At 61.8% G+C, this 18,501-nt stretch carries 16 protein-coding genes; 8 read left to right on the top strand and 8 right to left on the bottom strand.

Features of this window, described 5'->3' with window-relative positions; translation table 11 throughout:
* Window positions 1–89 precede the first annotated feature (89 nt).
* Window positions 90–653 carry an EF-hand domain-containing protein gene (locus AC1DK3_RS08690; protein ID WP_477191830.1) on the top strand — a complete coding sequence of 188 codons (564 nt, stop codon included), beginning with the start codon at window positions 90–92 and terminating at the stop codon, window positions 651–653.
* Between the two features lie 36 nt (window positions 654–689).
* Here AC1DK3_RS08690 and AC1DK3_RS08685 read toward each other — a convergent pair whose 3' ends face one another.
* Genes AC1DK3_RS08685 through AC1DK3_RS08675 form a run of 3 tightly spaced genes read right to left on the bottom strand, consistent with a single transcriptional unit; the run spans window position 690 to window position 3,832 of the window.
* Window positions 690–1,661 carry an Hsp33 family molecular chaperone HslO gene (locus AC1DK3_RS08685; RefSeq protein WP_477191829.1) on the bottom strand — a complete coding sequence of 324 codons (972 nt, stop codon included), beginning with the start codon at window positions 1,659–1,661 and terminating at the stop codon, window positions 690–692.
* 15 nt (window positions 1,662–1,676) lie between these two features.
* A complete protein-coding gene (gene argF, locus AC1DK3_RS08680) occupies window positions 1,677–2,660 on the bottom strand; it encodes an ornithine carbamoyltransferase (protein WP_477191828.1) in 984 nt (327 codons plus the stop codon).
* Window positions 2,657–3,832: an acetylornithine transaminase gene (locus tag AC1DK3_RS08675; protein ID WP_477192890.1), complete on the bottom strand. Its 1,176-nt coding sequence runs from the start codon at window positions 3,830–3,832 to the stop codon at window positions 2,657–2,659. The genes argF and AC1DK3_RS08675 overlap by 4 nt, the downstream gene beginning before the upstream one ends.
* Before the next feature lie 663 nt (window positions 3,833–4,495).
* Between AC1DK3_RS08675 and AC1DK3_RS08670 the strand changes: the two genes are divergently transcribed.
* Both AC1DK3_RS08670 and ppk2 read left to right on the top strand, forming a co-directional pair.
* On the top strand, window positions 4,496–5,059 hold the full coding sequence (locus AC1DK3_RS08670) for a GcrA family cell cycle regulator (protein WP_477191827.1): 564 nt from the start codon (window positions 4,496–4,498) through the stop codon (window positions 5,057–5,059).
* 251 nt (window positions 5,060–5,310) lie between these two features.
* A complete protein-coding gene (ppk2, locus tag AC1DK3_RS08665; protein WP_477191826.1) occupies window positions 5,311–6,324 on the top strand; it encodes a polyphosphate kinase 2 in 1,014 nt (337 codons plus the stop codon).
* Between the two features lie 34 nt (window positions 6,325–6,358).
* On the opposite strand, the gene AC1DK3_RS08660 is transcribed toward ppk2, so the two are convergent.
* Complete coding sequence (locus AC1DK3_RS08660; RefSeq protein WP_477191825.1) at window positions 6,359–7,216, bottom strand: hypothetical protein; 858 nt, start codon at window positions 7,214–7,216, stop codon at window positions 6,359–6,361.
* Complete coding sequence (locus tag AC1DK3_RS08655; RefSeq protein WP_477191824.1) at window positions 7,213–8,925, bottom strand: AAA family ATPase; 1,713 nt, start codon at window positions 8,923–8,925, stop codon at window positions 7,213–7,215. The genes AC1DK3_RS08660 and AC1DK3_RS08655 overlap by 4 nt, the downstream gene beginning before the upstream one ends.
* 116 nt (window positions 8,926–9,041) lie before the next feature.
* Between AC1DK3_RS08655 and AC1DK3_RS08650 the strand changes: the two genes are divergently transcribed.
* Window positions 9,042–9,539, top strand: a complete 498-nt coding sequence (locus AC1DK3_RS08650) for an MmcB family DNA repair protein (protein ID WP_477191823.1) — start codon at window positions 9,042–9,044, stop codon at window positions 9,537–9,539.
* A gap of 64 nt (window positions 9,540–9,603) precedes the next feature.
* On the opposite strand, the gene AC1DK3_RS08645 is transcribed toward AC1DK3_RS08650, so the two are convergent.
* Window positions 9,604–10,170, bottom strand: coding sequence for an ActR/PrrA/RegA family redox response regulator transcription factor (locus AC1DK3_RS08645; RefSeq protein WP_339081214.1), 567 nt, complete (start codon window positions 10,168–10,170; stop codon window positions 9,604–9,606).
* A gap of 158 nt (window positions 10,171–10,328) precedes the next feature.
* Window positions 10,329–11,726: an ActS/PrrB/RegB family redox-sensitive histidine kinase gene (locus tag AC1DK3_RS08640; protein WP_477191822.1), complete on the bottom strand. Its 1,398-nt coding sequence runs from the start codon at window positions 11,724–11,726 to the stop codon at window positions 10,329–10,331.
* 134 nt (window positions 11,727–11,860) lie between these two features.
* On the opposite strand from AC1DK3_RS08640, the gene AC1DK3_RS08635 reads away from it, so the two are divergent.
* Both AC1DK3_RS08635 and AC1DK3_RS08630 read left to right on the top strand, forming a co-directional pair.
* A complete protein-coding gene (locus AC1DK3_RS08635; protein WP_477191821.1) occupies window positions 11,861–12,472 on the top strand; it encodes an SCO family protein in 612 nt (203 codons plus the stop codon).
* 182 nt (window positions 12,473–12,654) lie between these two features.
* On the top strand, window positions 12,655–13,446 hold the full coding sequence (locus AC1DK3_RS08630; RefSeq protein ID WP_477191820.1) for a M48 family metallopeptidase: 792 nt from the start codon (window positions 12,655–12,657) through the stop codon (window positions 13,444–13,446).
* Here AC1DK3_RS08630 and AC1DK3_RS08625 read toward each other — a convergent pair.
* A complete protein-coding gene (locus AC1DK3_RS08625; RefSeq protein ID WP_477191819.1) occupies window positions 13,426–15,801 on the bottom strand; it encodes a transglycosylase domain-containing protein in 2,376 nt (791 codons plus the stop codon). The genes AC1DK3_RS08630 and AC1DK3_RS08625 overlap by 21 nt on opposite strands.
* Window positions 15,802–16,076: 275 nt before the next feature.
* Between AC1DK3_RS08625 and AC1DK3_RS08620 the strand changes: the two genes are divergently transcribed.
* Together AC1DK3_RS08620 and AC1DK3_RS08615 are read left to right on the top strand one after the other, a co-directional pair.
* Window positions 16,077–17,867, top strand: coding sequence for a cation:proton antiporter domain-containing protein (locus AC1DK3_RS08620; protein ID WP_477191818.1), 1,791 nt, complete (start codon window positions 16,077–16,079; stop codon window positions 17,865–17,867).
* Window positions 17,868–17,948: 81 nt separating this feature from the next.
* Window positions 17,949–18,419, top strand: a complete 471-nt coding sequence (locus AC1DK3_RS08615) for a DUF4112 domain-containing protein (protein WP_477191817.1) — start codon at window positions 17,949–17,951, stop codon at window positions 18,417–18,419.
* Window positions 18,420–18,501: the final 82 nt, after the last annotated feature.

Genomic DNA, 18,501 nt, shown 5'->3' with positions numbered 1-18,501 from the left:
TTCTTCTCGGAACGCCGTGCTTCCGGCCCACTCTTGTGCGTACCAATCACCCGAGCAGCCGAGCCTTTGCAATCTTCAGAGACGGGCCAATGACCAAACGCTTTCACGTTCTCAATACCTCGGTCTGCGCCATGTCCGCAGCTCTTGCACTCGCCGGATGCTCGACGGCTTCGGTGCCAACCATCGGCTCGATCAATCCTTTCGGATCGAAGCAGATCTCGGAAATCGATCGCGCCTATCTTCAGGCCGCCGGAAGCTGGGATCTCAATCACGATAACGTCGTGACGTGCAACGAGTGGAAGTCCTACGCGGAAGATCTCTTCAACAGCGCCGATACCGACCACGACGATTCCCTCGACGCGACCGAGTGGAACAACCTGACCAAGATCGACAAGATGTTTGTCACCGCAGACTTGCGTTATTTCGATCAGAACGGTGATGGCAAAGTTACGCGTCAGGAATTCGTCGACAAACCGAACCCCGCGTTCGTCCTGATGGACAAGAGCGGCGCCTGCAAGCTCGATGGCGCTCAGATCGCCAGCGCCCGCTCCAAGACTGAATACGATACCTCGGGCAAGGCCCCGCAAAACAGCGACCCGCGTGAGGCGGACGGCCAAGTCGGCAAGGCCGCAAACGGCGGTCTCGGCAAATAACTGAAGGCGGTTGCGCGGCTGGCTCGCAGGCTAAGATCAGCCGCCGGCCGCTCTCAATTCATCGAGCGAGAAAACATATCGCGCCGTGCAGAACTCGCACGTGACGACGATCTTTCCGTTGTCGTCGAGCATGTCGGATAGTTCGTTGGCGCCGAACGCGAGCAGCACGTTTTCGACCTTCTCCCGGCTGCACCGGCAGAATGAGGAAAGCGGAATGACCCGCTCGATCACAACGGCTTCCTCATGGAAGAGCCGGAGCAATAGCCGCTCGACGGTCAGGCCGGGATCGAGCAGCTCGAGATCTTCGACCGTCGCGGCCAGCATTTCGACGCGCTTCCAGTCATCGTCCTGCTCGACAACGCCTTCTAGCGACGCGCCGACGTTTTGCACCATCAAGCCGCCGGCCCGCCTGTGCCACCGCGTTTCCGACTGGGCCGCTTGACGCGGCGCCACGTAATGCTCGGCGACCGCCGTCCGGATGAATGTCGGCAGGCTCTCGCGCTGCTGGAAATACGCAGCCGCCGTCGCCGAGAGCGGCGCCGCCTCGAAAGCGAGCACGCCTTGATAGCGCTCCTGTCCGGGACCGGAATCGAGCGTGATCGCGAGATGACCGTTGCCCAGCGCCGCCGCCGTATCGTGGCGCGTCCCGCTTCGAGCGATCTCCGCGATCTTCTCCGCATCGTAGCGCGCGTACCCCCTGAGCCGGCCGCTCGCGGTGTAATCGGCAACGAGAATGGAAACCGGACCGTCCGAACGCGTCAGCAGATTGAGATTGCCACCTTGCGGCAATGCCGATCCGCACAGAGCCGCCAACGCCAGCGCTTCCGAAAGCGCCCGGCCCGGAAGGTCGGGCATTGCATGCGGCGCGACGATCTGATCGAGCGTCGCCCCGAGTCGCACCAGCCTCCCGCGGATATTGGAGTTCTGCGTGCGAAACGCGACGACGACATCGTCCGCCGGGATGGCAACTGGCGTCGTGGTCGATCTGGGAGGCGAGTCAACCGGCATCGGCGAGACGATCCCTCAGGCGCCGAAGCACCATGCAAGAATGGCTTTCTGAGCATGCAGCCGGTTCTCGGCTTCGTCGAAAACGACCGACTGCGGACCTTCGAGAACGTCCTCTGTCACTTCATGCCCGCGATAGGCTGGCAGACAGTGCATGAAAATCGCGTTCTTGGCTGCCATGCCCATGAGCTTCGCATCGACGGCGTAAGGCGCCAGCATCTTCTTCCGCCGCGCCGCATCGGACTGGCCCATCGAAACCCACGTATCGGTGACGACGCAATCGACGTCTTTGACCGCGTGCACGGGATCGGTGCCGATCTCGACATCGCCCTTTTCGCGCCGGACCCACGCGATCGCTTCCTCTTCCGGAAAGAGTTCTTTCGGGCACGCGATCTTGAGCTTGAATCCGAAACGAACAGCGGCATGCATCCACGAAACCGCAACGTTGTTGCCATCTCCCACCCAGGCGACCGACTTGCCCTCGATCGAACCCAAATGTTCTTCGAACGTCTGGATGTCGGCCATCACCTGGCAAGGGTGGCTCTTCTCGGTCAGGCCGTTGATGACGGGGATCGTCGCGTAACGCGCGAGCTCTGCGAGCGTCGCATGCTCATTGGCACGGATCATGATGCCATCGGCATAGCGCGAAAGAACGCGCGCGGTATCGGCGACGGACTCACCGCGGCCGAGCTGCAGATCGGTATGGTTGAGCGTCAACGCGCCGCCGCCGAGCTGGCGCATCGCGATATCGAATGAAACGCGCGTACGCGTCGACGGCTTCTCGAAAATCAGAACGAGAACCAGATCCTCGATGTCCTTCGGACGAAGCGCAGCCGGCACGCGTTTGCCGGCTTTTTTCATCGCATGGGCCGCATCGATGATGCCCCGCAGCGTCTTGCTGTCGAGATCGGAGATGTCGAGAAAATGCCGGACGGCCGGGGCAGTTTTTTTCGTGGTCATGACTTGCGGAGCTTTCTCCAGCTCTTTCGAATAGCCGGTCATCGGGACGTCTCGCGAGCGACGCGGGTGAGAGCGCGAGAGAGGGCCCTGAGCCCTTCGCCGATCTCGTCCTCGGTCGCAATGAGGGGTGGAAGGACGCGGACACTGTTGTCGCCGGCGCCGACGATGAGGAGCTTCTCCTCGTTGGCGGCCTTGACGACCTGCGGCGGCGCAACGTGGGCCTTGAGCTTCAGTCCCATCAACAGACCCGCGCCGCGAACCTCTTCGACGAGTTCCGCGTGCTGATCCCTGAGGCCCTCGAGACCCTGCTTCAGACGCAATGTCTTTATCTGCACGGCTTCGAGGAAACCGGGCTCCGAGATAACGTCGAGAACTGTCGAAGCGACGGCCATCGCCAGCGGATTGCCGCCGAACGTCGAGCCGTGCGTGCCAGGCGTCATGCCCTTGGCTGCGTTCGCCGTCGCCAACACGGCGCCGACAGGAAATCCGCCGCCGAAGCCCTTGGCGATCGCCATGACGTCCGGAGTGATCCCCGCCCATTCGTGCGCAAAGAGTTTGCCAGTCCGCCCGACGCCGGTCTGAACCTCGTCGAGGACGAGCAGCAGCCCATGCTTGTCGCAAAGCTCACGAACGGCTCTGAGAAATTCGGGCGAGACAGCCCTGACGCCGCCCTCGCCCTGAATGGGCTCGAGCATGATCGCGGCCGTCTCCGGTCCGATTGCGGTTTCGAGCGCTTCGAGATCGCCGAGGTCGACATGATCGAAGCCCTCGGCCGCCGGGCCGAAGCCTTCGAGATACTTTTCGTTACCGGCAGCAGCGAGCGTCGCGAGAGTCCGCCCATGAAACGCGCCGCGAAAAGCAATGATGCGCTGGCGATTGGGCTCGCCCGATACATAATGATAGCGCCGCGCGACCTTGATCGCGCCCTCGCAGGCTTCCGCGCCCGAATTACAGAAGAAGACCTGCTCGGCAAACGTCAGCCGCGTCAGCTTGTCGGCGACCGTCTCCTGGCCCTCGACACGGTAAAGGTTCGACGTGTGCCAGAGCTTCTCGGCCTGTGCCTTTAGAGCCGCGACGAGTTGCGGATGCGCATGCCCCAGCGAATTGACCGCGACGCCGGACCCGAAATCGAGATAGCGCTCCCCGGTCTCGGCAGTCAGCCAGCAGCCTTCACCGCGCACGAAAACGATGTCCTGACGGGCGTAGGTGCCCATCACAGCCGTTGACGGTCCGCCGGTTTCGGAAGCGCTACGGGAAGCTTTCCCCAGCGCTGCAGGGGAAGAAGACATGATGCGTGGATTACCCTGAGCAGAAAATCAAAAAGCCGCCCAATTCCGGCGGCTCAATCACAACCCCTGATAACCCCTGCGCCTATTCCTGTCAATAAATGCTCGGATTTGACCATTGAGATCGCGGGCCGAATTGCCAATGCCACCGCCTTATGGTTGAAGTGGGGTAGGACATACACGAAAATCAGAGATATCCCCTGGCGCGAATCGTCTGTGGCGCGGTCGCCACTTCTTCCTGTCAATACCCCCTAGCTTGCAGCTCTGGCTTGTAGACGGGATTCAGCATGTTGTAACTTATCGTTGTCAGGCCACGAGATATGGCGGCGCCAGCCGCTTTTCCTTGGATGTGTATCGGCCCTGACCGCGCCTTGGGCAACCGCTTGTTAGCGGACCGCCCGTGTCTCGTGCGCGTTCCTGTTCTGCGTCTCCTCAAGTTTTTGCGTTTGTAACCGGTCGGGACCGTCGTCCTCAGCCGTCGCGTCGTGTTCGTTCGCGCGCGTTGGCTTGGGCTCGATTGCGGCCGGGTAACTGCGGGCACCGGGGGGTGCACCGCCGCTGTTCTGCGGCTCGAGAGGGAGCAATCTACGGATGTCTTGGACTGATGAGCGCGTGGACCTTTTAAAAAGGCTCTGGTCGGAAGGACTGAGCGCCAGCCAGATTGCAGGCCGCCTTGGAAGCGTGACGCGCAATGCCGTCATCGGCAAGGTGCACCGCCTCGGTCTGTCCGGCAGGGCAACGACTTCGCGAATGAAGTCGCACCGTCCCCGCACCCGATTGGCGAATGCGAAGAGACCGGTGAAGCAGCGCTTCGCGCAAGCCGGAAATCCTGCCGTGCGGGCACTCTATATCGACGCCGAAACTTACGTGGCGCCTGCGGAAGAGATCGAAATTCCGGTCGCCGAACGAAAAACCATTCAGACGCTGGGCGAGTGCAGCTGCCGCTGGCCCATCGGCGACCCGCAAACCTCGGAATTCCATTTCTGCGGCCGCTCCAAGGTGCCGTTGCTGCCCTACTGCGAGGTTCATGCCCGGCGCGCCTTCCAGCCCGTCGCGCCTCGTCGCCGCGATCGCCCGGAAATCGAAGCGCCGGTCACAGCGAGCCTGCCGGCTCCAGCGATCGCAGGCTCCGACCCGACCAAGCAGCGGGCCTGAGTTTGATTTGAGATTGATTTCTGAGATCCGGGAACCGGATCTCACATCACGTTTAACCACCGGCGTGCCGGGGGGCTTGGCCGGTGGAAGAAGAGAGAAGGCCAGCAGCTGCGGGGGTGGCTGCTGGCTTTCTCATGTCCGCTTCAGATCCGCCCGCTTCAGAAGAACTTGACCATCCGCCTCTCGCGATGACGCGCGGCGGCCACCCTGTGCTAGGGTGCGCCCGCTTTGCCCGGCAACGGAGACGGTAAATGGGTAAGAACAAGCACAAAGACAAAAAGCCCGGCGAGCCCCCGGGCGAATCTGACGAGTTCGAGCCGCTCACCGACGAGGCAGCGACCGTTGGCGGTCGCCACAACGGCCCCGAACCGTCCAACGACGAGTCGTCGGCCGATCACCAAGACTTAACTTCGCCCAAAGGCTTCTCGCTTGTTCCTCCGGAACTCCCGAAGGAAATCGCAGACGCAGCAATGCGCTCCGGCGGTTATCCCTACGACAAGCGCCTGAAGCCGAATGAGTACGAAGAGCAACTGCTGGCGCTTCAGGTCGAGCTGACGAAGTTGCAGAAATACAATCTCAAAGTCGGCAATAGAATCCTCTGCCTCTACGAAGGTCGCGACGGATCGGGAAAGAGCTCGTGCATCAAGGCCTTCAACGAGTACATGAACCCACGCAACACCCGCACCGTCGCTCTGCCGAAGCCGACGGAAACGGAACGCGGCCAGCTCTACTTCCAGCGCTACGCGGTACATCTGCCGAGCGCCGGCGAAATCGTCCTTTTCGACCGGTCTTGGTATAACCGCGCCGGCGTCGAGCGCGTGATGGGCTTTTGCACGCCGGACCAGCTCGCGGTCTTCCTCCGCGAAGCACCCCAGTGGGAAGGCCTCCTCGTCCGCGACGGCATTAAGCTATTCAAATATTATTTGACCATCGGTCGCGAAATGCAGCTCAAGCGCTTCTATGAGCGCGCGAAAAATCCATTGAAACAATGGAAGCTGTCGACAGTAGATCTCGCGTCGCTCGATAAATACGATGACTACACGCGCGCTGAAGTCGAGATGTTCCGCTTCACCAGCACGGCCACCGCCCCCTGGACCGTCGTTCGCGCCAACGATCAGCGCCGCGCCCGCTTGGAAACCATCCGTCACATCTTGCTGTCGATCGAATACGAAGGACGCGATCTCAAGGCCATCGGCAAGCATGACCCGTTGATCATCGGCTCGGGGCCTGAGTTCTTCCATCCGCAGGTTGAAAAACAATCCTGACGCCAAACCTGCGCCGCGTTGGGCGAAAGAGATCTTAGCGAACGAGAAGGATCGGCGTACGCGCGACGACGGAAGCACGCGCCAATTCGCGGCCATCGGCCAGCGCCGTACCGCCGAAAACGGCGATTGTTAAGCTCGGCCTCAGCCGCGCGATGAATTCCGTCAGCGCACCCGGAACGCCGAAGGTCGGGCGCGCATCCTCGAAAACGATGGGCAGGCTGGATTCAGACGCCAGCAGCCGCGATTGCCCTTCGATGTCTGCATATCCGTCCGCAGTATCGGCGGCGATCACGATATGCACCGGGGCCCGCGGCGCTGAAAGGCGCTCCGCCGCGCGCAGCATCGACGGCAGCCGATCGGCATCTTCGACGACGACCACGACGCGCGATTGCGTCGATCTCTGTTCGCCGCAGAGCAAAAACCCTGTCGCGCCGCCGACGTTGGCAAGCAGTGTCCCGATGACGGAATCGCTGTGCGAGGCAGGCATTCGCGCCAGCGCAACGATGTTCCAAGGTCCGCGCTCGTCGCACATCTCCGAAATCCGGTCGACGGCATCGCCCGCGGCCAGCGTGTGGCGCACCGTGACGCCGCGAGCCGCACCGGCCTTGTCGACCGCACGGCGGCAACGCGCGACGAGAAGTTCGAAACGCCGGTCGTATTCGACGAGAGCGCTCACCTCGGCGCGCGCGGCGTGTCCAACCATCCGGACAGGCACGCCGTCTGCGTCGCCTGCAGTTCCATCGGCAACGACAACCGTTTCGATCTCGGCCCCATAAGCGGCAGCCAGCAGAATGGGTGCTTCAAGCCGCGACGCTGGATAGTCGGCTGCGGGATCGAGCCAGAGGACGACCCGGCCCGAAAGCTCCGAAGCTTCAGCGACATGCGCGATCACGGCGTGGCGCCGTCGGCGCGCCGTGACAGCGCTTCAGTGAGATCGGCAGCCCGTATTTGCGACGCCGATTGATCTGCGGCGATTGCATCCGCCTCCTGCAGAAGGTGCAGAAGCGCGATACCGGCGAGCGACACGCGTCCGCCGCCGCGGCGAACCGCATCCTTATAGATCAGCGGCGCCACGGCCGGATTGAGCGGTCGAAGTCCGTGATCCGACGCCATCCGCGCAGCGCCCTTGGCGAAGTCGCCTTCGCTGAGTTCCGCAATCGGCACCGTCTCGGCAAACTTCGCGACATGCGGAAAGTGCCGCGCGACGCCGGGCTCGATGGCTTCGAGCTTCGACCACGATTGCGCGTCCGCGATGAGCACGATGGTCGCCAACAGCGGGATCGGATCGGCTTTTACGCCGACGCCCGCCGCGTTGACCGGCACGATCTCTTTGCTGCGAATGGCGGCGCTGAGCGCAAGCCACGTCGCGGGATCGGCAGCAAGCCGCCAGGCCTCGATGATGACGATGCCGGATCCCGCTCGCATCAAATGGCCGGGAAGAAGCACGGCGAAACCCAGCGCATCGCGGCTGATTTCGCCGAGAAGGTCGGTTGCCGACGCCGTCCGCGCGACGACGACATGGCTGCGCACCGATGGATCGGCGAAGTGCCCGTCATCGCAATCGAGAACGACGGGCGGGACAGCCTTTTCCGTGCCCGTGCCGCGCACCGCAAAAGTCATGAACGTTTCTTCGACCGCATCGAGAGCAGCGGCAAGCGAGGCATCGTCCGGATAGGATTTCTTGATCGCCGCAAGACCAGGGCGAACGGCGCGCAACGCCGTCTGCCGAAGCAGGGCGTCATGCTTCTCGCTCGCGCCGAATTCGGCTTCGGGCAGCGTCGCGACGATGGATTGCAGCTCGTCCTCGAACGCGGTGATCTTGGCTTCGACGTTCCGCTTCATCGAATCCGGAAGCGCACGAAAAACATCCGACCTGACGACGCGGCCTTCGTGCATCGGCGCGAGCACATAGCCGTCGAGCGATTTGACGACGGCAATGTTCTGCGCTTCCGCGCGTTGGCGCACCGGCTCGACCGCCTTTTCGCTGTGGTATCGCATCTCTTCCTCGAGCAGATCGAGGCTGATGCGATGCTCTTCGCTCTTGAGATAACGATTGAATGCGGCCCAGGCCTTGGCAGTAGCTCCGCGAACCTCGCGACGGATACGCATGCCCTCGCCCGCCGGCAAGGCGAAGCCCTTCGCGCGCGACGGTGCGTCGTGATCGACGACGTAAATCCAATCCGGAGCGGGCGACCGCGCCACATCCTTGGCGATCGCTTCGGCAAGTCCAAGTCGGCCAGTGCCGGGCTGCCCCATGACGACGAGATGCTCGCCGCGGCTTGCCTCGAGCGCGGTTCGAATTTTTGCGATGGCGCGTTTCTGCCCGAAGAAGTGCGTCTGTTCGATTGGTTTGATCGGCGCCAAGCTGTTCGCCGTCTTCTTCTCTGTGGTTTCACTCTGGCCGTCCGCCGTCGAAACATCGGCCAGACGATCTGCCAGTCGATCCGCGAGACGGTTCGTCATGAGTGTCACGACATTGGTTATTGGCTCGGTTGCGCTGCGCGAGCCCGCCCCCGAGGGCGAAGCTTTGGCTGCACCCTCCTCGCCGGCGGTAGCCGGAGCTTCGGCTTTTTTCTCCGCCCTGCTGCGCCAGAAAACCATTCGCACGATCTCTCCCCTGGAGACTCTAACGACCATCGCCGGCTTGTCGGGTGACGAGAAGGCCGCCCCCGCCGCCCGCTTGTCACCGACAGTCGCACGGGCATAATGGCGGCACCATGACCGACAACCCGTCATCCGTAACGAATCCTTACGCTGCGGCTGCTCCCGCAGAAAAGACCCGGGATTACGAACGCGCCCGCGCTATTCTGCGCGGCACGCAACGGCTCCTCCGCTCCCTCGACTTCGAAAGCGTCAGCGAAGTCTCGCTCGCCAACGGACGCCGCGCCGACATCCTGAGCATCCGTCGCGATGGCCAAATCTGGATCGTTGAAATCAAGTCGAGTATTGCCGACTTCCGCGCCGATCAGAAATGGCCGGAGTACCGCGACTATTGCGATGCGTTGCTCTTTGCAGTCGCACCGGATTTTCCAACGGAAATTCTACCCGCCGATACCGGACTGATATTGGCCGACGCCTATGCGGGCGAGATGGTGCGAACGCCGCCGCACCATCCATTGGCAACCGTTCGGCGCAAAGCGGTAACGCTTGCACTCGCGCGCACGGCATCGATGCGGCTGCACGCCGAACTCGATCCGGGCTTCGGAATAGAATGAAGGCCTGAGCGCCAGAACCTCAGCTTCAGAACCTGAGCGTCAGAATGAGCCCGAGCCTGCCCCGTTACTTCGGAGCGCGCTTCGCGAGGATGCGTTGCAGGGTGCGGCGGTGCATGTTCAAGCGGCGCGCCGTCTCGGAGACATTGCGATTGCAAAGTTCATACACGCGCTGGATGTGTTCCCAGCGCACGCGGTCCGCCGACATCGGGTTCTCCGGCGGCGGCGCCTTGGAATCCGTTGGCGCGAGAAGCGCATCCGTAACGTCGTCGGCGTCTGCAGGCTTCGCGAGATAGTCGACGGCGCCGAGCTTCACAGCCGTAACCGCGGTTGCGATGTTGCCGTAGCCGGTGAGAACGATCGCGCGCGCATCGGGGCGAGCCTTCGCCAACTCGGCGATGACGTCGAGTCCGGAACCGTCCTCGAGGCGCATGTCGACAACGGCGAACGCCGGAGCCTTTTCGCGAATGAGATCGACACCTTCAGCAACCGAATGGCCAAAGCGCACTTCGAAGCCGCGAAGCTCCATCGCGCGTGCCAGACGCTGCAAGAACGACCTGTCGTCGTCGACGATAACCAACGAGCGGTCGGCTGGTAATTCATCCTGCTTGAAAGACAGGTCTTCGGTAACCAAAGTAGCCTCCCGGATCACGTATTATCCGTTGCTTTTTTCATGACGGTACATAATCCATCGCCGCCTACCCGGCTGCAACCCCTTACGCAAGCAAAAAACAACCCAAAAGGTTACTATCGGAGCAAAAGAAGGTCGGCCATTCGCACCAAATTGCCAGATTAGGCGATTTGCGAGGCCGAAGCCCGCCGTCCAGGCCAGGCGAAGGCCCCCGGCGGAAGTTCGAAAGCGGCTCTTGGCCATGAGATCTGAACATTGGCTCCGTGCCGCGGCGGAGTTAGGTTTGAAAACGTAACCGTGGCGCCAGACCGCTCGAGGAGCGTCTTGGCGATAAAGAGACCGAGCCCCAACCCCGAGTGGCCGTGATCGCCCTTATCCTCGAAGCGCCGCGTCGTAACGTAAGGCTCGCCGATGCTGTCCATCATTTCGGGCGCGAAGCCCGGACCATCGTCGGTGATCGTGAAGTAGACGTGCGACCCGTTCCAGCGCGCCGTGATCTGCACCTCTGATTGCGCAAAGCTGATGGCGTTCTCGATAAGATTGCCGAGACCGTAGATCACGCCCGGGCGGCGATGCGCGACGGGCTCGATCCTCACCTCATCGTCGAGACCTGGCAACGAGCTTGCGGAAATGATGATGCGCTTGCCGGAGTTGCGGTGCGGAGCCGATGCCTCTTCGAGCAGTTCTATGACGCTCAGACTTGCGTGCATCGGATCCTGCGCGTCGGGCTTACGCGTGAGCTTCTGCAGAATTTCGCGGCAACGCCGGGCCTGGCTGTGAAGAAGTTGCAGGTCCTCGCGATACCGGCTGTCGCTGCCGAGTTCGTACTCGAGTTCCTTTGCGACGAGAGCGATTGTCGATAGCGGAGTGCCGAGTTCGTGCGCTGCCGCAGCCGCCAATCCGTCGAGCGCGTGCAGCCGCTGCTCGCTTGCCAGCACCATATCGGTCGCAGCCAACGCTGCCGACATCTGGCGGGATTCCTTGTTCAGCCGCCAAGTAAAGAAGGCCATGAACGCCATGGACGCGATCAGCGCCAACAGCTCGCCGACCTTGTAATCGGCGGGAAGTTCGAACCGTGTCCCTTCGCGCCATGGCAGCGGGTAGTGAAAGTCGATGAGCAGCATGCCGGCGCCAATCACGCCCGCTCCGAGGACGAGCGTGTAGCGCGGCGGCAAGGTCGCCGCTGCGACCGTGACAGGCGCGACGAGTAAAACCGAAAACGGATTTTGGATACCGCCGGTCAGATAGAGAAGGCCTGCGAGCTGAAGGACATCGTAGACGAGCAGACTGAACGCGAGCCGCGTGCTGAGGCGGTGGCGCACCGGAAACCGGATCGACAGAAACACGTTCAGCCACGCCGAGAGCGCGATCAGAACGAGACAGCTTCCGATGTTGAGCGGGAAGCCGTAGAGCAGCGTCACCGCCGCGATCGCTGCGAGCTGACCGAGAACCGCCATCCAGCGAAGACGGACGCTCGTCAAAAGACGAAGCTGACTCTCGCGTTCGTTTACGATGCCCTTGAGAACCGGCGCGGGCGCGCTATCAGAAGGCATACTCATGAATTGATGAATCCGGTTTCAGTGTCGTGACCGCAAGCCGCATATCGCTCGCGCTTGCACGCCTGCATTAGAAAGCCGACATGTTGTCAGCTTAGCTACATTCTTACCCAAAGGGCGATGGAGACATCAAGCTTATGAACCGTACGACGATTGGGATGATCTTCGCAGGCCTTCTAACTGGCGCTGCGCTTGCCTTTATTGCGCTGAAAGTGCCCACGCCTACGGTAAATGGCGAAGCCCAGGTTACCGGCAAAGCGGCCATCGGCGGCCCCTTCAGCCTCATCGATCAAACCGGCAAGCGCGTCACCGAAAAGGACTTCCTCGGACGCTACATGCTGGTATTCTTCGGTTTCACCAATTGTCCCGATATTTGCCCGGCGGGCCTTCAGGTGATGACGGCTGCGCTCGACAAGCTCGGCCATCGCGCTGACGATATCGTGCCGGTCCTCATCACACTCGATCCCGCGGAAGATACTCCCGAAAAGCTCGCGACGTATGTGAAAAGCTTTCATCCGCGCCTCGTCGGCTTGACGGGAAGCGACAGCGACATTGCCGCGGCTGCGAAAGCTTATCGCGTTTTTTACCAGAAAGTTCCGGACGACAAGGATCCCTCGCGCTACAGCATCGATCACTCGGCGATCTTCTATCTGATGGATAAGGATGGAACATTGCTCGCGCCAATCCCACACACGAACGACGTTGATCAGCTCGCTCTCGCGATCGACAAAGCAATTCTTAAGCAATAGCGGCGATTCGTTCCTGAGACCGGAGCGCCACACTTTCACATACTGCAATCGACTCCGGACATTGACGCTGGAGCAAGAAGCCGAACCTTGTTAGGTCTTCTTAGTGCTGCATTGATCCGGCACACACGAACGGTACTTCGTTGCATCGATAAGATGCGCGTCGGCTTTTGGGGGCAGAGCGCATGAGGATCATAAATGGACATCGCGCCATCGACCTGAGTTCAAAAACGCGATCGGTCCGCCTCGAAGATATCGGCGCACAGTTCGAAGTTCGTCGTCATCCAGGCGCACGCCGTTTGACGTTGCGCGTCAGTCGCACGCGCAGAGCCGTGATCGTCACGCTTCCTCTGCAGTGCGATCTCGATGAAGCAGGCACGTTTCTCAACCGGCACATCGATTGGGTTCGCGCCCGTCTCGACAGTCTGCCGAACCACGTTCCGTTCGAAGATGCAGCGGCGATGCCGCTCCGCGGCACGCCTCACACCATCTCCTTCACGGGCAACGCGCGCACGCGAGTGATCACCGTCGACGATCGCCAGGGTCGTCGTCCCTCGATCATCGTCCCCGGCGATAAAGAGCGCGCACCCGATAGGCTCACGCGGTTCCTATTCGACGAGGCGAAGCGCGATCTCGCGGCAACCGTCGCCAAATACACGCGTCCTCTCTCGGTCAAGGCGACGCGCATCGGCATCCGCGATCAGACGAGCCGTTGGGGATCGTGCTCCACGACGGGAGCGCTTTCATTTTCCTGGCGCTTGATCCTGGCGCCGTCCTTCGTGCTCGATTACGTCGCCGCGCACGAAGTCGCTCATCTCGCGGAAATGAATCACGGACCGCGCTTTTGGGCGCTCGTCAAAAAGATCTGCCCCGACTTTGAAACCGCCAAACAATGGCTGCAGGTTCTGGGTCCCGATCTTCATCGCTATGGGCCGCCGCACGGCCAGCCCGTAAACTCACCACCAGCTGGCGAATGACAAAAACCCGCTCTTCCCGGCAGGCGCAGCATTTGGCCCTGTGCCGGTAGCCGTTTTAACTTCGTCCGGCGTCCCAGAAATCGCGCGCGAAACGAAAGCTTCATCGATCTCGTCGGCGGGATGATTTTTCGCGTCTACTGACGGCTTGCTCACATCCGCCGCGAGCGTCTGGCTGCTGCCCGGCCGCGCTTGCGCATCCCGCCCTGGCGTCCAGGGCAAAACTTCCTTTGCCTCGACGACACGCGGCGGCCGCGTCGCTGTCGAAGCGGGAACAAGCGGACTGATGCCGAAGTCGGCCGCATCGGCGTCGGCGTTTCCGATGACGGTTCCCGGCAACGGCTCAGGCGCGAGACCTTCGTGCGCAACGCGCATGACCTGCTTCCAGATTTCGGCTGGAAGCGTGCCGCCGGTTGCGCGGTTCATTGGCTTTCCGTTGTCGTTGCCGACCCACACGCCCGCGGTCAGATGGCTGGTGTATCCTATGAACCAGGCATCGCGAAAATCCTGGGTCGTCCCGGTCTTGCCGGCGACGGGTTGATCGGCGAGCGCGGCCCGCCGTCCCGTGCCGTAAACGACCGCCGCGTTCAGCATGTCGTTCAACGCACCAAGTCGATCCGCCTCTGCGACCCGCGTATGGGCGGGCGGCTTGCTTTCGAAAAGCACGCGGCCCTGAGCCGTCGCGACGCGGACGATCACGTGCGGCTCGACGACATCGCCGCCGTTCGAAAACGCCGTATAGGCCCCGGCTAACTCGAGCAGCGTGACTTCCGACGTTCCGAGTGCGAGCGCCGGTCCTTCGCGCAATTCGGATTTCACCCCGAGGCGCTCCGCAAGATCGGCCGCCGTTCCGCGCCCGATATCCTGGTTGAGGCGCACGGCCACCGTGTTGACCGACTGCGCCAAGGCGCGGCGCAGCGTGATGGGGCCAACGTACTCGTTCTTATCGTTCTTCGGCGACCAGCCGCCGATCGTGATCGGAGCGTCGTTCGCAACGGTCGAGGGCGACATCCCGCGCTGCAACGCAGCGAGGTAGACGAACGGCTTGAACGCAGAGCCCGGCTGGCGCTTCGCCTTGATGGCGCGATTGAACTGGCTGTCGGCATAATCGCGTCCGCCGACGAGCGCGCGAATGCCGCCATCGCCATCGAGCACGGCGACGGCCGCCTGGCTTGCACCGAGCGCCGCCCCCTTCTGCGCGAGGCTATCCGCAACGATTTCCTGGGCGCGCCGCTGCAGTGTCTTGTCGATCGTCGTTTCGACGACGAGATCGGTATCGTCGCCGCCGGTGATCGCCTCCACCTGCTCCAGCACGTAATCGACGACGTAACCGGAATCGACGGATGCCTTGGCCATCTTCTGCTCGTTGAAGACCAGCGTCTGCGCCAGAGCTTGCGTCTCTTGTGCTTCCGAAATGAAACCCGCGTCGAACATTTTCGAGATCACGACACGTGCACGCGCACGCGCCGCCCCCGGACTCGCGGCCGGCGAATATTTCGATGGCGCTTTGAGAAGCCCGGCGATGAGCGCCGCTTCCGGCAATGTCAGCTCGCGAGCGGACTTGTCGAAATACCGGCGGCTCGCCGCTTCGATGCCGTAAGCCCCGCCGCCGAAGTACACCTGGTTCAAATAAAGCTCCAGGATATCGGACTTCGACAGTCGCACTTCGAGCCACAACGCCAGACCAAGCTCCGCGATCTTTCTCGTCAGCGTCCGGTCCTGTGTCAGGAATAGGTTTTTCGCCAACTGCTGGGTCAGCGTCGAGCCGCCCTGAGCAAACCGCCCCGCGCGCAAGTTCGCGAACATCGCGCGGATCATCCCAACGGGATCGACGCCGTAATGATCGAAGAACCGTCGGTCCTCCGTCGCGACGACGGCGGCGGGCACGACTTTCGGCAGCTGATCGAGGGAAACGTACTCGCGCGGCGCGCCCCGCTCAGTCAACGTCGAACCGTCACGCGCCAGAACGCGTACGAGCGGCGCGTGCGCGGTGTTGCGGATCGCGAGCGGATCGGGAAATACGACCGTGTAATAGACCATCATCACGGCGAAGGTCAGCATCAAGAGGCCCGCCCCGAGCACCCCAGCGCCGAACGCCAACCTGTATTTGAGTTTCAGCCGGCTGAAAAATCCGCGCCGCATAGGGACCGTTGGCGCCAACTGCTGTTGCGGCGGCTGTTGCGCGTTGAGTTGCGACAGGTCGGCCATCAGCTCGTCCGACCGGAAGGCCTGCGTCGCAACGGACTGAAACGATCCGGGCAGCGTCATCTCAACCGGCGCTGCGGGACGGCGGCCGCCGAACAGCAACCCGCGGACGAGCCACAGTGCAAAACGCAAAGCTGCAGCAATGGCGCGCAATACGGTCAAACCTCGAAGGCTTAGTTGGTCCCTTGCCGTCCAGCCCCGGAAAAGCCTGATCTGAAAAGGGTAGCGGGATAATTCCGCTCATTATTATCGGACGTTGACTAAGGTCGCGTTAAACGCGAACCCGCGTCGTCGGCCGAAGCCCGAACTCATCCGCTGAGTGAGTTGTAGACACTGCAAATGAGCAACGTAGGCGAACAGAAATAATATGCCCTGTGGCATCTGTCTTCACGGGCCGCCATAGTAGTGTGACTTAACAAGGAGAATCGATGTCCGTTCCGGTCGACCTAGCTAGTTACAAGGATACGCTTTTAGTTCTCGGCACTGCCGGTGTCATCGTTCCTGTCTTGCATCGCTTCGGCGTCAGTACGGTTCTTGCTTTTCTTCTATCCGGCGCATTCCTCAGCCCAGGCGGCCTCGGAGCCCTCGTCCCCCACCTGCCTCAGCTTTCCTATCTAACGATTACCGACCCCGAACGATTATCCAAATTCGCCGAGTGGGGGGTGGTTTTCCTTCTCTTCATCATCGGCCTCGAACTTTCCTTCGAACGTCTCTCGACGATGCGGCGCTTGGTGTTCGGCCTCGGCGGCTCGCAGGTCGTCGTCTCGGCCGCCCTCATCGGGCTGGTTGCCTATGCGCTCGGACAGCCTCCGGCCATTGCGCTCGTTATCGGCGCCGCCCTCTGCCTGTCCTCGACAGCCATCGTCATCGAGTTGCTTGCCTCTCAAAAGCGGCTCGCGACGTCTGTCGGAAGAACCACCTTCTCGATCCTCCTCTTTCAGGATCTCGCGGTCGTCCCGATCCTCATCCTCGTCGGCATTCTCGAGCCGGGAAATGACGTGTCGATCGTCACCAAAATTTTGACGGCGCTCGCACAGGCAGCCGTCGCGCTGATCGCGATCGTCGCCGTCGGCCGTTTTCTGCTTCAGCCCCTATTCCGCCTTGTAGCTCAGACCCATAACGCCGACCTCTTCATTGCAGCGACTCTGTTCGTCGCGGTCAGCACGGCCTTCATAACGGCCGCCGCCGGTCTATCCCTGGCCCTCGGCGCGTTCGTCGCCGGCCTCATCCTCGCGGAAACCGAATACCGCAGAGCCGTGCAAGCGACCATCGAGCCGATCAAATCGCTGCTGCTCGGCGTGTTCTTCTTTTCAGTCGGCTCGCAGCTCGACATTCAATCGCTGATAGCCGAGCCCGCCGCGATCCTGGCGACGACGGTCGGCCTGCTCGGACTCCAGGCGATCATCATCTACGTATTGGCCCGCCTCTTCAGCGTCTCGAAATCGGCTTCGATTGAATCGGCCCTCCTGCTGGCGCCGGGCGGCGAGTTCGCCTTCGTGATCCTGACGCTCGCGCACGCGTCCCAACTCATCAATCAAGAATTGATGAGTATCCTGCTCACCGCCGTATCGATCACGATGGCGTTGATACCAGCGTGCGCCAAGCTTGGCCGCAAGTTCGCCAAACGGTACGTCCCGCCGCCGACGATCGATCCGGAATTGACCGTTACGCCCGTCAGCGACGGAACCGTCAAAGCGCTCGTCGTCGGTTACGGCCGCGTCGGACAATTGATCGGCGACATGCTGGCCGAGCACAAGATCTCCTACATCGCCGTCGACCGCGCGCCAAATCTCGTCGCCAATGCGAGGCGAGAAGGCAAGCCCGTGTACTACGGCGACGTGACGTACGCGGAATTCCTCGAGCATTGCGGTCTCGATACGGCCAAAGCGGCGATCATCACGATCCATAAGGAAAGCGAGATCGACGCCATCGTGCAGTCTTTGCGCAAGAGCCACCCGAATCTGCTCATCGTCGCACGCGCCAAGGACGCAAACCACGCGCGCCATCTCTACGAGATCGGTGTCAACGATGCCGTGCCGGAAACGATCGAGGCGAGCCTCCAGCTCTCGGAGGCAGCCCTCGTCGGTCTCGGCGTTCCGACAGGCCCCGTCATCGCCTCCATTCACGAGAAGCGCGATGAGTTCCGCACTGCGCTTCAGAGAGCGGCCAAAAAGGCGGGAACCGAGACGCGCGCATTTCCTCGAAAGCGCTCTAGCTGAGCGCTCTCGGCGCGCGCGTACCGCCGCAGGCCTTGTGCCGGAACTTGTCGATCCCACATCACGTTTCCGATTGGAGACGTAATGGCGGAGCCAATGTCGACAATGTTCGAAAGAATGGACCGAAGCCGCTTCGAAGGGGAATTCACAGGCTCCCTTCCGGCGGGTGATTTCGACGAAAGCTTCGCGCGCATCGAAGCCTTGGCAAAGGTCCTCGACAGCGCCATCCGCATTCCAGGCACCAGTGTCGTCATGGGTGTCGACGCCGTTCTCGGCCTCGTTCCCGTCATCGGCGACGCAATTTCAGGCGCGATCGCGAGCTACATCATCTGGGAAGCGCGTCGCCTCGGCGCGCCACGCTGGCTGATCGCGCGCATGGCGATGAATACGGCGCTCGATACCGCCGTCGGCAGCATCCCCATTTTCGGCGATATGTTCGACGTTGCCTACAAATCGAACCTGAAGAACGTCGCCCTGCTGAAGCGCCACGCCGACAAGCATGGGCACCGTTACGGCCGCCGCACAATCGAGACGACTTATTCGGTCGCTGACTGAGTTCTCACAAAAATTGTCATCCCGCCCGAAGGAGCGAAATTGAGCGCTCCGCAGAGCCGGGACCCAAAACGCTATCAACTCG

Source organism: Hyphomicrobium sp. 01T421, from assembly GCF_056398805.1.
The sequence above is the reverse complement of the archived record's forward strand: the minus strand, read 5'-3'. Positions and strand labels throughout refer to the sequence as shown.

Coding starts and splice junctions, on each gene's coding strand:
- AC1DK3_RS08635 (WP_477191821.1), top strand. CDS start 11,861: ATGAACCGTACGACGATTGGGATGATCTTCGCAGGCCTTCTAACTGGC.
- AC1DK3_RS08690 (WP_477191830.1), top strand. CDS start 90: ATGACCAAACGCTTTCACGTTCTCAATACCTCGGTCTGCGCCATGTCC.
- AC1DK3_RS08675 (WP_477192890.1), bottom strand. CDS start 3,832: ATGGGCACCTACGCCCGTCAGGACATCGTTTTCGTGCGCGGTGAAGGC.
- AC1DK3_RS08615 (WP_477191817.1), top strand. CDS start 17,949: ATGGCGGAGCCAATGTCGACAATGTTCGAAAGAATGGACCGAAGCCGC.
- AC1DK3_RS08640 (WP_477191822.1), bottom strand. CDS start 11,726: ATGAGTATGCCTTCTGATAGCGCGCCCGCGCCGGTTCTCAAGGGCATC.
- AC1DK3_RS08670 (WP_477191827.1), top strand. CDS start 4,496: ATGTCTTGGACTGATGAGCGCGTGGACCTTTTAAAAAGGCTCTGGTCG.
- AC1DK3_RS08650 (WP_477191823.1), top strand. CDS start 9,042: ATGACCGACAACCCGTCATCCGTAACGAATCCTTACGCTGCGGCTGCT.
- AC1DK3_RS08630 (WP_477191820.1), top strand. CDS start 12,655: ATGAGGATCATAAATGGACATCGCGCCATCGACCTGAGTTCAAAAACG.
- ppk2 (WP_477191826.1), top strand. CDS start 5,311: ATGGGTAAGAACAAGCACAAAGACAAAAAGCCCGGCGAGCCCCCGGGC.
- AC1DK3_RS08620 (WP_477191818.1), top strand. CDS start 16,077: ATGTCCGTTCCGGTCGACCTAGCTAGTTACAAGGATACGCTTTTAGTT.
- argF (WP_477191828.1), bottom strand. CDS start 2,660: ATGACCGGCTATTCGAAAGAGCTGGAGAAAGCTCCGCAAGTCATGACC.
- AC1DK3_RS08655 (WP_477191824.1), bottom strand. CDS start 8,925: ATGGTTTTCTGGCGCAGCAGGGCGGAGAAAAAAGCCGAAGCTCCGGCT.
- AC1DK3_RS08685 (WP_477191829.1), bottom strand. CDS start 1,661: ATGCCGGTTGACTCGCCTCCCAGATCGACCACGACGCCAGTTGCCATC.